The 14,488-nt window shown below is 31.2% G+C and carries 14 protein-coding genes; 5 read left to right on the top strand and 9 right to left on the bottom strand.

Translation table 11 applies throughout. From position 1 onward, the window contains the following. Positions 1 to 134 precede the first annotated feature (134 nt). The gene (locus AQ1689_RS03635) at positions 135 to 584 is read left to right on the top strand and encodes a Panacea domain-containing protein (protein ID WP_101915095.1); all 450 of its coding nucleotides are present in this window, start codon (positions 135 to 137) and stop codon (positions 582 to 584) included. Then, positions 577 to 990: a hypothetical protein gene (locus tag AQ1689_RS03630; RefSeq protein WP_101915094.1), complete on the top strand. Its 414-nt coding sequence runs from the start codon at positions 577 to 579 to the stop codon at positions 988 to 990. The genes AQ1689_RS03635 and AQ1689_RS03630 overlap by 8 nt, the downstream gene beginning before the upstream one ends. 79 nt (positions 991 to 1,069) lie before the next feature. Here the strand turns inward: AQ1689_RS03630 and AQ1689_RS03625 are convergent, their stop codons facing one another. Both AQ1689_RS03625 and htpG read right to left on the bottom strand, forming a co-directional pair. Continuing rightward, positions 1,070 to 1,825: a DUF2927 domain-containing protein gene (locus AQ1689_RS03625; RefSeq protein ID WP_101955224.1), complete on the bottom strand. Its 756-nt coding sequence runs from the start codon at positions 1,823 to 1,825 to the stop codon at positions 1,070 to 1,072. An 89-nt stretch (positions 1,826 to 1,914) separates the two neighbouring features. Then, positions 1,915 to 3,828 carry a molecular chaperone HtpG gene (gene htpG / locus AQ1689_RS03620; protein ID WP_101955223.1) on the bottom strand — a complete coding sequence of 638 codons (1,914 nt, stop codon included), beginning with the start codon at positions 3,826 to 3,828 and terminating at the stop codon, positions 1,915 to 1,917. Between the two features lie 189 nt (positions 3,829 to 4,017). On the opposite strand from htpG, the gene AQ1689_RS03615 reads away from it, so the two are divergent. Next, on the top strand, positions 4,018 to 5,025 hold the full coding sequence (locus AQ1689_RS03615) for a 3-oxoacyl-ACP synthase III family protein (RefSeq protein WP_101955222.1): 1,008 nt from the start codon (positions 4,018 to 4,020) through the stop codon (positions 5,023 to 5,025). A 159-nt stretch (positions 5,026 to 5,184) separates the two neighbouring features. On the opposite strand, the gene AQ1689_RS03610 is transcribed toward AQ1689_RS03615, so the two are convergent. Further along, entirely contained in the window at positions 5,185 to 7,644 is a 2,460-nt protein-coding gene (locus AQ1689_RS03610; RefSeq protein ID WP_101955221.1) for a TonB-dependent receptor domain-containing protein, read from the bottom strand. 139 nt (positions 7,645 to 7,783) lie between these two features. Here AQ1689_RS03610 and AQ1689_RS03605 point away from each other — a divergent pair, with 139 nt between their 5' ends. Continuing rightward, entirely contained in the window at positions 7,784 to 8,143 is a 360-nt protein-coding gene (locus AQ1689_RS03605; RefSeq protein ID WP_101931163.1) for a CoA-binding protein, read from the top strand. Here AQ1689_RS03605 and AQ1689_RS03600 read toward each other — a convergent pair. The 5 genes from AQ1689_RS03600 to pyrR are packed head-to-tail and all read right to left on the bottom strand — an operon-like array spanning position 8,140 to position 11,291. Then, complete coding sequence (locus tag AQ1689_RS03600) at positions 8,140 to 9,084, bottom strand: ribonuclease Z (protein WP_101955220.1); 945 nt, start codon at positions 9,082 to 9,084, stop codon at positions 8,140 to 8,142. The two genes, AQ1689_RS03605 and AQ1689_RS03600, sit on opposite strands and share 4 nt — an antisense overlap. After that, entirely contained in the window at positions 9,085 to 9,405 is a 321-nt protein-coding gene (locus AQ1689_RS03595) for a T9SS type A sorting domain-containing protein (protein WP_101955219.1), read from the bottom strand. A gap of 36 nt (positions 9,406 to 9,441) precedes the next feature. Next, positions 9,442 to 9,774: a hypothetical protein gene (locus AQ1689_RS03590; RefSeq protein WP_101955218.1), complete on the bottom strand. Its 333-nt coding sequence runs from the start codon at positions 9,772 to 9,774 to the stop codon at positions 9,442 to 9,444. A gap of 8 nt (positions 9,775 to 9,782) precedes the next feature. Beyond that, positions 9,783 to 10,715 (bottom strand): aspartate carbamoyltransferase catalytic subunit, encoded by a 933-nt coding sequence (locus AQ1689_RS03585; RefSeq protein WP_101915133.1) that lies wholly within the window; start codon positions 10,713 to 10,715, stop codon positions 9,783 to 9,785. 12 nt (positions 10,716 to 10,727) lie between these two features. Continuing rightward, on the bottom strand, positions 10,728 to 11,291 hold the full coding sequence (gene pyrR, locus AQ1689_RS03580; RefSeq protein WP_101902824.1) for a bifunctional pyr operon transcriptional regulator/uracil phosphoribosyltransferase PyrR: 564 nt from the start codon (positions 11,289 to 11,291) through the stop codon (positions 10,728 to 10,730). A gap of 171 nt (positions 11,292 to 11,462) precedes the next feature. On the opposite strand from pyrR, the gene AQ1689_RS03575 reads away from it, so the two are divergent. Then, on the top strand, positions 11,463 to 13,355 hold the full coding sequence (locus AQ1689_RS03575; RefSeq protein WP_101955217.1) for a SulP family inorganic anion transporter: 1,893 nt from the start codon (positions 11,463 to 11,465) through the stop codon (positions 13,353 to 13,355). 60 nt (positions 13,356 to 13,415) lie between these two features. On the opposite strand, the gene AQ1689_RS03570 is transcribed toward AQ1689_RS03575, so the two are convergent. Continuing rightward, positions 13,416 to 14,357, bottom strand: a complete 942-nt coding sequence (locus AQ1689_RS03570; protein ID WP_101915136.1) for a LysR family transcriptional regulator — start codon at positions 14,355 to 14,357, stop codon at positions 13,416 to 13,418. Positions 14,358 to 14,488: the final 131 nt, after the last annotated feature.

Raw genomic sequence — 14,488 nt, 5'->3', positions numbered from 1 at the left:
CATCTTTTTTGTTTTGAGAACCACAAAAGAAACATTTTAATAGAATTTCAGAAACCTTTTTCTTTTTATTTTACAAATTTAAACAGGCTCTTATTCAATAATTCTATATAAATTTGTTAATAAATTTAATTAAAATGTATAACTGTTTTGATATAGCTAAAAAATTCGTATATCTTTCTCAGAAAGAAGGAGTATCGATGTCTGCAATGAAATTATTGAAACTTACATATATAGCTCATGGTTATTACTTAGCTTTTTCTGAAAAGCCTCTTTTTAGTAATAGTATTGAGGCTTGGAAGTACGGGCCTGTTATTCCCGATTTATATCATATAATTAAAAGAGTTGATTTTTCTAGTAATGATTTTAATTATATAGAAATGTATTCTCAAAATAATTTATCAAAAGATGATGATAAATTTATTGAAGCGGTTTGGAATGCATATAAAAAATTTGATGGAGGTCAATTATCATCAAAAACACACCAAGACGGAACACCTTGGGATAAAACATATAATGGTCAGGCATTTACTAAAATAAATGATGGATTGATAAAGGAATATTATCAAAAGAAAATCAATGGATAATATAGGAGAAAAAGCAACTAAATTTTTTGGTAAAAAGCCTATTGAAAATATTGACGCAAATGCAGATTCAAAATCAAGCAAGGAAGATGTTTTTTTGTTTGAATTTACGGGAAAGTTTGAAAGTTTTCAAGAATATATTCAACATGAAGAATTTGTTGTAAAGAAACTTGATAAACAATCAGAGAGAATTTTAAGAGAAAAAAACGCAAAATTAGCTTTTATATTTTCTTCAGTTTGGGCAGTATTTATAGGAATTGTAATTCTTTTAAAAGGTTTTGGTTTTTGGGGATTTAAACTTTCAGAAACAGCATTTTTATTTATTATAGGAGCTTTAACAACTTCAATTTTTACTTTTTATTTATTAGTTTTAAAATTTCTTTTTGATAAAAGAAGTGTTTCAAAATAAAATTTTTATAAAACAATAAAAAACCTCTTTGTGTATGCAAAGAGGTTTAGAAAAAAAATAGGGTTATTTAATTGAAAATTTACTCTATTACAACTTCTTTGTTTAGTAATAATTTTTCAATAACAGGTTTCATTTCTTCAAAACTAGTATCCGATTTTACATCAGAATGATAACGTATTTTTATCATTGCTTTATCAAAAGAAGATAATGTTTTAGCCGTTGGTACGCCGCACATAACAGAAGAAGAACAATATTTTTGGCTACTATGTCCTAAACCTAAAACGTGTCCTAATTCGTGAAATAATAGCGAGGTATTACTACCTGTTTCTACCCAAATTCTACCTTCATTAATAATTCTTTCACCAGCATAAGAACTCGATGACCATGAGGTAGTTCCGTAACCAATAGCACCGCCTGTATAACTATAAATATCTGACCAAAAAGAAGCTAATTCATCTTTAGTAGAATTATATAAATGTACATTCGATTCTTTGGCACTTTTTACCAAGCTAATTTTTGTTCCATCAGAAAATAATGGATTATAAGTGTCTAAAACTTCTTTTACGATCTTTTTATATTCGGATGTAATGTTTCCATCTAAAAAAATTGAAATTTCTTTTGTCCATTTTAAATCATCAACAATAGCTTCATATTCTAATAAGAAATCTTGCTGTTCTGCGCTAAGATTTTTGCTAGGGGTTTGTGTCTGTGTCTGTGTCTGTGTTTGAGTCTGTGTTTGCGTTTCAGTTTCGTTAAGTTCTGCAACAGTATCATCGTCTTTACTACATGAAAAACTAACTAAACTGATTGTTAAAAGTAACAGTAATTTTTTCATAATTCGGGGGATATTTTTATTGATTAAGGATGTAAAAACCTCTTTGCATACACAAAGAGGTTTTTTAGTATTAAAAGCAACGGTGTTGCTTATTTAATAAGTTCGTAAGAACGTTTGATAAAGTTCGTTAAAGCTTCACCATGTAATAAGTTTTGAGATAATTTTGCTAAATCGAAAGCTTGTGTAATTAATCCAGCTTTTTTGGTTTCATCAGCATTTAAAATTTCAGAAACTAAAGGAGAATTTGTATTCACAACTAAGTTATACATTTCAGGTAAATTACCCATTCCCATCATTCCACCGCCACCACCAGAAGCTTGCATTTCTTTCATTCTACGCATAAACTCAGGTACGGTAATTATAAATGGAGACGAAGAAGAATCCATAGCTTCTAATTGAACCGTATAAGTTTGTGATGCAATTACACCTTCAATAACAGGTTTTAAAGTAGCAACTTCTTCATCAGTTAATTTAGAAATAACAGCATCGTCTTTCTTAATTAAGTTATCGATGAAATCAGAATCTACACGTACAAACTGTACTTTAGTATCTTCAGAAGTTTCTAATTTTTGCATTAAATGCGCTATAATTGGCGAATCTAAAACAACAACTTCATATCCTTTAGCCGTAGCTTCTTGAATATAACTGTGTTGCGCTTCTTTGTTAGAAGTATATAAAACGATGTGATTTCCGTCTTTATCAGTTTGATTATCTTTAGTTTTTTCAACTAATTCATCAAAAGTAAAGTATGTATCTGCAACAGTTGGATATAAAGCAAATTTCTTAGCTTTATCCATAAATTTATCTTCCGATAACATTCCGTATTCGATAATTACTTTGATGTCATTCCATTTTTGCTCAAAATCAGCTCTATCTTTTTTGAATAAAGAACTTAATTTATCACCTACTTTTTTAGTAATATAACCAGAAATTTTCTTTACAGCTCCATCTGCTTGTAAACCAGAACGAGAAACATTTAAAGGAATATCAGGAGAATCAATAACACCTTTTAACATCTGTAAAAAGTCAGGAACAATTCCTTCAACGTTATCAGTTACATACACTTGGTTTTGATACAATTGGATTTTATCCTTTTGCATATCTAAACTTTGCGTTAACTTAGGGAAGAATAAAATTCCTGTTAAGTTAAACGGATAATCTACATTTAAATGGATGTGAAATAACGATTCTTCAAATTGCGTAGGATATAACTCTCTGTAAAAGTTGGTATAATCTTCATCACTTAAATCAGCAGGTGCTTTTGTCCAAGCTGGGTTTGTATTGTTGATGATATTATCAACTTCAATTTGTCTGTGAGGTTCAGTAGTTTCTTTACCATCAGCATCCGTAGTAGTTGCAGGCGTAAATTCAGGATCGTTTATTTTGTTAGTTCCAAATTTAATTGGCACTTGGTTAAAACGATTGTATTTGTTTAATAAACCACCAATTTTAGCTTCTTCTAAAAAGTCTAAAGAATCTTCGGCAACATGTAAAATAATTTCTGTTCCTCTGTCAGCTTTGTCGTGTGCAACTAAACTATATTCAGGAGAACCGTCACATGACCAATGTGCAGCAGGTTCGTCTTTAAACGATTTTGTAATTAAATCTACTTTATGAGCCACCATAAAAGCAGAATAAAAACCTAAACCAAAGTGTCCGATAACACCAGTTTCGTTTTTATCATCTTTATATTTTTCTAAAAATTCTTCAGCTCCAGAAAATGCAATTTGGTTGATGTATTTTTCAACTTCATCAGCGGTCATTCCTAAACCTTGATCTTTAATAGTGATGGTTTTAGCATCTTTATCAATACTGATTTCAATTTTAGCATCGCCTAATTCAGTTTTAGCTTCACCAATAGAAATTAAGTGTTTTAATTTTGTAGTTGCATCTGTTCCGTTCGAAATTAACTCACGTAAAAAAATTTCGTGGTCAGAATATAAGAATTTTTTAATCAGTGGAAATATATTTTCTACCGACACATTAATACTTCCTTTGCTCATAATTATATATTTTGATTATTTTTTTGATAGCGATTGCTTTCTGATCATTAGGTAGTCAAAAAAAATACCAAAAGATGTTTTAAAGATGGTTTCTGACAAAATGGCATTTTACAGTCAGTTTCATATCCTAATCAAAATGACTATTTTTGTAGCCTACAAACAAGCTAACAATAGAAATTAACAAAATATATGTATAGTTCAAAAATTACAGGATTGGGTTATTATGTGCCAGAAAATGTGGTAACAAATAATGATTTAACAGCATTCATGGAAACGTCGGACGAGTGGATTCAGGAGCGAACAGGAATTGAAGAACGCCGTTGGATAGATCCTAAAACAGGAGATACAACTGCTGTTATGGGTTTTAAAGCGTCAAAAATAGCTATTGAGCGTTCTGGGTTACAAAAAGACGATATCGATTTTATTATTTTTGCAACCTTAAGCCCTGATATGTATTTTCCAGGAGGAGGCGTGCAGGTGCAAGAAATGCTAGATTTACCAACAATCGGAGCGTTAGATATCCGTAATCAGTGTTCTGGTTTTATTTATGCCATGTCGGTTGCCGATCAGTTTATTAAAACAGGAATGTATAAAAATATTTTGGTTATTGGAGCCGAAAATCATTCAGGAGGTTTAGACAAATCAACAAGAGGAAGAAATGTTTCTGTAATTTTTGGAGATGGGGCAGGAGCAGCTGTTTTATCAAGAAGTGAAGAGAAAGGTAAAGGGATTTTATCTACTCATTTACATTCGGAAGGGAAACACGCTAAAGAATTAATGTTAGAAGGACCATCTACAGGTCGATGGGTTCCTGAATTAATTAAAAATAACGATCCAGATGATATTTCATATTATCCATATATGAATGGGCAGTTTGTATTTAAGCACGCTGTAACACGTTTTTCGGAAGCGATTATAGAAGGTTTACAGGCAAATGATTTACAGAAAGAGGATATTGATATGTTAATTCCGCATCAAGCAAATTTACGTATCGCACAGTTTATTCAAAAGAAATTTAAATTGTCTGACGATAAAGTGTATAATAATATCATGAAATACGGAAATACGACGGCGGCATCTGTAATTATTGCTTTAACCGAAGCTTGGGAACAGGGGAAAATTAAAGACAATGATTTAGTAGTTTTAGCTGCCTTTGGTAGTGGATTTACTTGGGGTTCTGTTGTAATTCGTTGGTAGTTTTTAGCCCCGATTGAAGCGATTGTTTGAGCTCCTTTTTTTGATTTTTCTTCAAAAAAAGAGCGAGTGCGGAAAGCGTGAAATAGCTCCAAAAAAAATATATTAAAAAAATCCGAAGAACGTATCTTCGGATTTTTTTTGATGTTTAAATTAAACAGGCTACATAAAACCACCGCCTTGTTTTTCATTATTATCTCTACGTCTTCTTCGTTTAGCCTTGTTTTTACCGCCACCAAATCGGTAATTAAAACCTAAATAAGCCGTTCTGCTTTCCCAATTAAACTGCCCCGTTTGGGTATATGGATCGGTTGAATTAAAACGAAATTTCATACCTTTAAAAATATCATTTACTTTAAACGAAAGGCTTCCTTTTCCTTTTAAAATACTGTAACGAGCGCCTGTATTTATCATCCACATCGGGTCAATATTAAACTGCAAATTTTTATTAGCACCTCGATACATGGCGAATAACTGAAATTTTAATTTTTTAGAAGCCGAAAAACTATTGCTTAATCGGGCATTAAAAGCAGTGTTTTCTACTTGTTTTTCAACATTACTAACAAGTCCTTTTAAGGTTTGAGAATAAAGGTCTAAACTCGCATTGGTACTCCACCATTTTGTGATTCTGTAATTGCTAGACATTTCAAAACCATATCGATTATTTCCATCAAAATTCTGATCTGATTTTAGTTGTTTTGTATTGGTATTATCCGAAGGGTCTTTGTATAAAATAGTTGAAATTTCGTCGGTTACTTTTCTGTAAAATGTACCAAAGGTAAGCGAACCTCCTTTTATTTTACGGGTATAATTTAATTCAAATGAATTGGTAAACTGCGGTTTCAAACTAGGGTTTCCAACAGAGGTAATTAAAGGTGTACTCCATTCTCTAATCGGGTTTACTTGGCTAATAGAAGGTCTGTCAACCCTACGACTATAACTTAATTGATACTGGTTTTTTTCTGATGGATTAAAGGTGAAAAAAGCAGAAGGATAAATACTAAAAATAGCATCAGTATAAGGTTTGGTTTCATTTTTATTGGTAAAACTTCCTTTTACGTCGTATTGTTCAATACGCGCACCTAATTGCATACTTAATTTATTAAATTGGTGTCCGTAGTTAATATAACCAGAAAAAATATCTCGATTATAAGTAAAAGCCGATTTTCCGATAGCTTCTATAATAGGCGCATCATTAACATCAAGTACTAAAGTACCATTAGTAGCTATTTTATAACCATCTTGATCTGTATTGTTGTTATTCTTAGTTTGGTTTGTTCTGTATTCTAAACCAAGTTCTAATTTACTATTTTTTGATATTGGCTTTGTATAATCAAGATTAATTAAGGTGTTATTTGCCTTGTTTTTAATGGTGTTAAAATAATTTAAAAATTTATATTCAGGGTCAGTTGCTCGTATAATAGTTTCATCATTTGTAGCATCTTCATCATTTTCTGAATCAGAATAAGTTGCTTCAAATTCTAAATTATGCCCTTCTTGGTTAAAGTCGATTTTATAATTCATGTTATAACTTGCCGAATTATTGTTGTTATCAGAAATATTAGGGGCATTTTTACCAAGTGTATTTGCAAAATCATACACTTTTACAGACCCGTTATTAAAAGCATTTGTGCTGTTTTGAGTAGTATAAAATGATAACGTATTTTTATCATTAATATAAATATCGGCGCCAAGTTTTACTAAATATGATTCTCTATCATTATCTGAAATAAATTTTTGAGTTGATACTTCTTCTCCTGTTCTTACAATTTTACCATAATTATGACGTTTACCGCCGTTGTAGCCTAAATTAGTATAAAAATTAACTTTCCCTGTTTTATAATTCATATTTAACGAAGCATTATATCGGGTGTTTTCTCCTTGTGTAATTCCGGTATTAATTGCCCCGTTAAAACCAATATTAGCGCCTTTATTTAAAATAATATTGATAATTCCACTCATTCCTTCAGGATTATATTTTGCTGATGGATTGGTAATTAATTCAATACTTTTAATAGAAGTTGCGGGTATTTGCTGTAATAATTGAGCCGTACTCATGTTGGTTGGTTTTCCGTCAACTAAAACACGTACATTTGAATTTCCACGAAGGCTTAATGCGCCCGATTGGCTATCGACACTTACCGATTGCACGTTGTTTAATAATTCGGATGCTGTTGCGCCTGCCGATGCTAAATCTTTCCCTACGTTAATTACTTTTCGGTCTATTTTTTGAGTTACAGTAGATGTCTCTGCACGTACTATAACTTCATCCAAAGCCGTACTATCTTCGGATAAAGAAATTGTACCTAAAGATACTTTTTTGTTTTTATTACTAATCGTAATTGATTTAGATACTGTTTTGTATCCTATAAATTGAATTTCGATTGTATTTTTTCCTTCAGATATATTTTTGATACTAAAAGTACCATTATCATTTGTTATACCACCCGTTAAAATTTTATTAGAAGTATTTTTGATTATGATATTTACATAAGGCAATGCTTCTTTTGATACTTCGTCAATTACTTTACCCGAAATAATACCAATTTTTAGAGGTTTTTTATTTTGAGCAAATAAACTAACACTAAATACTATAAAAAGGAATAGAAAAAAATTCTTCATTTTGTTTTTTGTTGGTTAATTTTCTTTTGTATTTTTAATAATTATATATATAATTAGGTGTAATACTACTTACAAGACTTATTATTAGTTGTTTTTGTTACAAATATTAACTATATTTAACAAATTATTAACATTTGTAATGAAAAAAACATTGGTCATAGGAGCTTCTTTAAATCCTACAAGATATTCAAATATTGCTATAAAAAGATTGGTTGAAAAACAGGTTGAGGTAATAGCTATCGGTCTAAGAAGTGGTAGTATATTAGGTGTAATTATAACCACAAAAAAAACAGCGTTTACTACTATTGATACCGTTACATTATATTTAAACCCTGAGCGTCAAAAAGCCTATTATGAGTATATAATTTCGTTAAAGCCTAGGCGTATAATTTTTAATCCAGGAACAGAAAATAAGGAATTTTACGCTCTTTTATTAGCAAATAAAATTGAATATGAAGTAGCCTGCACCTTGGTATTATTATCGGCGAATCAATATTAATTATTAATATTGATTGGGTTATTACTTGTGGTATATTGTTTTCCTGCTTCTGCTAGCTCAACATTTTCAAAAACAGTTTGTGCTTCTTTTTTAAAAGCCTCAATATTTGAATACCTGCTAGAATAATGCCCGATAATTAATTTTTTTACACTTGCTCGCTTAGCAATATTTCCAGCTTGTTCGGCAGTAGAATGTTTTGTTTTTTCACACAAATCTTCCCTATCTTTTAAAAAAGTAGCTTCATGATATAACAAATCTACATTTTTAATAATAGGAACAATATCGGGTTTATAAGCCGTATCGCTACAAAAAGCATAGCTTTTTGCTGCTGCTGGAGCAATGGTTAATTCTGAATTAGGAACAATTTCGCCTGTAGCGAGTGTAATGTCTTTTCCTGCTTTTATATTATGATAATCGGCTCTATTTATTTCGCCGTCGTACAATTCAATATTTCCGATGTGTAATTTTCGTGGTTTTTCTTTCTCTTTGAATAAAAAACCATTGGTATAAACACGATGATCTAAAGGAATTGTATGTACGGTAACTTTATCGTCTTCAAAAATTAATTCACTTTCTGTGGATGTTAATTCATGAAAAAACAGCTTGTATTTAGTCCACGATTTGGCTAATTTTAATTGAAGAACAGTAATTTCTTTAATTCCTTTAGGCCCGTAAATATGTAGGTCTTTTTCTCTGTTTAAAATACCAAAAGTAGAAACAAGTCCGATCAATCCAAAAAAATGATCGCCGTGTAAATGAGAAATAAAAATATGATTTATTTTAGAAAAACCAATTTTATATTTGCGCATTTGTCGTTGGGTACCCTCGCCACAATCAATTAAAAAATGACTGTTGTTAATTTCTAAATATTGAGATGTCGGGTGAGAATTTACTCTGGGAGTTGCTGAATGACAACCTAAAATACTTAACTGTAAACTCATTTATTTAATTACAAATCGTTTAGAAATAACTTCTTTATTACTTTGAATAGCGTAAATATACATACCTGATTTTAAATCGTTGCGTTCAAAAGGAATTTTATTACGCCCACTTTCTATTTTAATTTCTTTATAAAAAACAGTTTTCCCTAGGATATTTTTAACAGATAAAAATACGGTTTGGTTGTTTTTTGAATCGATAAAAATAGTGGTGTTATTCCTAAAAGGATTTGGAGAAGCAACGAGTTTATCTAACTGTTTTTCTTGCGAAAAACCAGCGACTGTTACCAATAATAAAAATAAAAAAAGTATTTTTTTAACCATATATCTAAATTTTAGGAATTAATGATCATAACTATTTTAAAAGCCTAATTCACGTTGCATATTTTCCATATCTAAAACATCTTGCGCCTCCTCTAAAGTTGGAACAATGTTAAATGTTTCTGGAAAATCATCAATATTTACATCTTTAACTATAATTACAAAAGATGTGCCACTTTCTTGATGCTTATCAGCATATTCCAAAAATAGTGAAATATTTTCTTTTGAACAGGTAAAATCACCTAAAACTTCAATAATAATATGATTATTAATGTAGTTAACGTGTTCTTTTTCAAAAGTTAAGAAGAAATCTTGAAAGCTTTTTTCTTCAGAAGTAATTAAAATATAATTATTTTTTTCTTCAGTTTTCATAGTAATAATTATCTTTTTATTTGCTGAGCTAGTAAATAAATAACTGCCATACGTACAGCAACACCATTTTCTACCTGATTTAAAATAATTGCTTGCTTGCTGTCGGCAACATCACTTGTTAGTTCAACACCACGGTTTATTGGTCCTGGGTGCATAATAACGATGTCTTTATTAAGGTCATCTAAAATTTCTCTGTTAATACCAAAAAGCTGTGTATATTCTCTAGTTGAAGGAAAATATTTAATATCCATTCGTTCGTGTTGTACACGTAAAACATTGGCTACATCACACCATTCTAATGCCTTTTTTAAATCGGTTTCAACTTCAACACCTAAACTTGTAATATAGCGAGGAATTAATGTCGTTGGTCCGCAAACTTTCACTTTTGCACCTTGTAATTGCAAAGCAAAAATATTGGAAAGTGCTACACGAGAATGTAAAACATCACCAACAATTACAATTTTTTTACCTTTTAAATTACTGTTTAAAGCCTCTCGCATTGAAAAACTATCTAACAATGCCTGTGTAGGATGTTCATGGGTTCCATCACCAGCATTAATAATTTTAGCATCGACATGCCTTGATAAAAATATCCCAGCTCCAACACTTGCATGACGCATCACCACAATATCAACTTTCATGGCTAAAATATTGTTCACCGTGTCAATTAAAGTTTCTCCTTTTTTTACTGATGATTGCCCTGCCGAAAAATTAATAACATCTGCCGACAAACGTTTTTCAGCTAATTCGAATGATAATTTTGTACGAGTACTATTTTCAAAAAACAGATTAGCAATGGTAATATCTCGTAAAGAAGGAACTTTTTTAATGGGTCTGTTGATAACTTCTTTAAAATGAGAAGCAGTTTCAAAAATAAGCTCTAAATCAGTTTTGTTAAGGTATTTGATACCTAATAAATTTTCAACACTTAACTGCTTCATCGTCGTTTTGTTTTATAATTGCGAGTCTACCTTGGTAGGCTTAGTTTCTAAGTAAATGGTGTCTTTTTCATGAGTTTCTTGCCAGTTAACCACCACTTTTTCTTCATTAATGGCATCTACTTGTCGTCCTCTATAATTAGGTTGAATTGGTAAATGACGGCTAAAACGGCGGTCAATAAGTACCAATAACTCAATATTTTCTGGTCGCCCGTACGATTGAATTGCTGTTAAAGCACTTCGTACACTTCTTCCTGAATAAAGCACATCATCAATAATAACCACTTTTTTATTTTCGATTAAAAAGTCAATTTCTGTTGATGTAGCTTCTAAAGGAGCATCTCTTCGTCGAAAATCATCTCGATAAAAAGTAATGTCTAAAAGCCCTAATTGTAAGTTTTTAATTTGATAATCATCCGTTAACAATTGTGCTAATCGTTTTGCCAAATAACTTCCTCTTGGTTGTAATCCTATTAAAACGGTATTAGAAAAATCGTTGTGATTTTCGATTAACTCACAGGCTAATCGATGCAGAATGATTTCAATTTCTTTTGAAGTAAGTAGTGTTTTCCTGCTCATGATTTGCTACCAAATTGGCTTGATAGTTGAGCGTCAAAAATAAAGTAAAAAATTAAGTGAACAAAATTAAAGTTAAGCAAAATTAAACTTAAACAAACATAAAACTATATGAATAAAATTATCTTTACATTTGCCATCTTTTAGAAAAAATTTAGCAAAACGGATATAATTATGATGAAATACCTTAAAAATAAGAAACTTAACATTAAAGACGATGCTTTAGCGGGTATTACAGTTTCTTTAGCAATGATTCCCGAAGTGGTTGCCTTTGCCTTTGTTGCTCAAATTAGCCCAATTGTGGCATTGTTTGGGGCTTTTGTAGTAGGAATAATTTCCGCTGTTTTTGGTGGACGCCCAGGGTTAATTTCAGGAGCTGCAGGAGCAGTAGCAGTTATTTTTGTGCACATGATTCAAGAAGGACATGCCAAAGGCTTATTATTTGAAAACCCTGTTGAAAACATGGGGTATTTTTATTTACTCGCCGCCGTGGTTTTAATGGGAATCATACAAATATTTGCGGGGCTCTTTAAGCTCGGTAAGTTTGTCCGGTTAATACCACACCCAGTAATGATGGGATTTGTAAACGGACTTGCCATTGTTATTTTTATGGCACAATTAGGAATGTTTACCGAAAATACCAAAGATTTTTTTGGGCAGAACAAGCGTAAAACAACATCTAAAGAACTGGTTTATAATGTAAACAATAATGAAGTAAAAGATGTTTTATCGGGTACTGTTTTGTATACTATAAAAGATGCATCGGTTATAAATAATCAAACAAAATCAGCAGATTTTATTATTTCTGATGGGCAGGTTTTTAATCCGACAACCAAAAAAGTTATTTTTAATGTAAAAGAAGACGGTTTTTATTCGGTTAAAGATTCTGGAGTTGTAAAATCGGCAATGCAAGGCGAAAAGCTTTATATAATGATTGGTTTGGTTTTATTAACCATGTTTATTGTTTGGGGATTGCCAAAAATTACTACAAAAATTCCTGCGGCTTTAACTGCTATTTTAGTAGTTACTTTAATTTCAATTTTTAGCGGATTAAATGCCATAAACGTAGGTGATTTTATTAGAGATGGAGGCGGAGCAGGTTTAAATGGAATAGCAGAGTTATCAAAAAACTTAAATGTTTTAGAACTTTGGAGTAATTTACCTTTCAATTTAGAAACCTTAAAATTTATTGCACCGTACGCATTTTTAGCAGCATCGGTTGGTTTAATTGAAACCTTAATGACCATGAATTTAGTAGATGAATTAACAGAAACTAGAGGAAATGGAAATAAAGAATGTATCGCTCAAGGAGCTGGTAATATGGTTAGTGGTTTATTTGGTGGTACTGGAGGTTGCGGTATGATTGGGCAAACGGTAATAAATATTAACGCAGGCGGACGTGGGCGTTTATCGGGAGTAATGATGTCGTTAACCTTATTAACCTTTATTTTATTTGCGGATAAATACATTGAGCAAGTGCCAATTGCGGCATTAGTAGGAGTAATGTTTATGATGGTTATTGAAACTTTTGCGTGGTCTAGTTTTCGAATTATGAAAAAAATTCCTGCTTCGGATGCTTTTGTTTTAATTATTGTATCGGCGGTAACGGTATTTTTTGATTTGGCAATTGCGGTATTTGTAGGGGTTATTATTTCGGCATTATCATTTGCTTGGTCGAGCGCTAAGAAAATTAGAGCTAGAAAACGTTTAAAAGCCGACGGAACAAGAGTGTACGAAATTTGGGGACCTTTATTCTTCGGAAGTATTACCGAATTTAACGATAAGTTTGATATTAAAAATGATCCTGAAAATGTAGAAATTGATTTTGTAGAATCTCGAATTTCAGACCATTCGGCTTTAGAAGCCTTGTTTTTATTGGTTGAAAAATACCAAGCCGCAGGAAAAACAATCAAATTAAAACACTTAAGTGAAGATTGTAAAGTGTTAATGTATAAGGCTAGTGATACTTTTAAAAATGTAATTATTGAAGATGTTGATGACCCTCGCTATCATTTAGCAGAAAATCCAGAAGCATTTCCGAAGCCTTTATCGGAATATAAATTTTAATCTAGTATTTTAAACATAAAAATCCCGCAATTGTTTGCGGGATTTTTTTTGATTATAATTTTACATCTTCTGAATTGGGCTAATTATCTGAACATCGTTAAAGGCAATTTCTCCTCTTACCACGCTATCGATTGTTTTATTTAAGGCTTCAATTAATTGTATTTTAAGCTGCGATTTATGATAAATTAAACTTACTTCTCTTGCGGGTGGCGGTGTTTCAAATTCTCTTAAATTTTTGCTGTCTTTTTCATTCAAATCAAGGGTATTTAAATAAGGCAATAAAGTCATCCCTAAGCCATCTTTTGATAATTTAATTAGCGTATCGAAACTACCGCTTTGTAATTGAAAACCTTGTGCTGAATTCTTTTTATGGGTTCTACATAAATTGATTATGCTGTTTTTAAAACAATGCCCGTCTTCTAATAATAAAATATCATCAACATCTAAATCACCTACTTTTATCTTCTTTTTTTTATACAAACGATGTTCGTCAGGAATCAATCCTACAAAGGGCTCGTAGTATAAAACACGTTCTTTTATGGCTTCGTTTTCAAGCGGTGTAGCGGCTAAAGCAGCATCAATATGCCCGTCGCTTAATTTTCTGATAATTTCTTCGGTGGTTAATTCTTCAATAATTAATTGAATTTTCGGGTACTTTTTACTGAATGTTTTTAAAAACATCGGCAATAATGTAGGCATAATCGTTGGGATAATTCCAAGTTTAAATTCGCCACCTATAAAGCCTTTTTGCTGATGCACGATGTCTTTAATACGACTGCTTTCATCTACAATAATTTTTGCCTGTGCTATAATTTTTAAACCAACCTGTGTTAATTCAATGGGTTTTTTTGAACGATTAAATATTTTAGCCTCTAATTCGTCTTCTAATTTTTGAATTTGCATGCTTAAAGTAGGCTGGGTAACAAAACAGTGCTCAGCGGCGATGGTAAAATTTTTATATTCAGCTACAGCAAGGGTGTATTTTAATTGCGTGATGGTCATTGTATCAGTTTTTTTGATAAAGATATTAAAACTATCAATAACCTTTATAGTTTTTGACAATTATTTACCTGTACTTTTGAAGTATCAAAATAACAGATTAACAATAAGATATAAATAATAATACTAAAAAA

This window comes from Tenacibaculum finnmarkense (assembly GCF_900239185.1).
GTDB lineage: Bacteria > Bacteroidota > Bacteroidia > Flavobacteriales > Flavobacteriaceae > Polaribacter > Polaribacter finnmarkensis.
The sequence above is the reverse complement of the archived record's forward strand: the minus strand, read 5'-3'. Positions and strand labels throughout refer to the sequence as shown.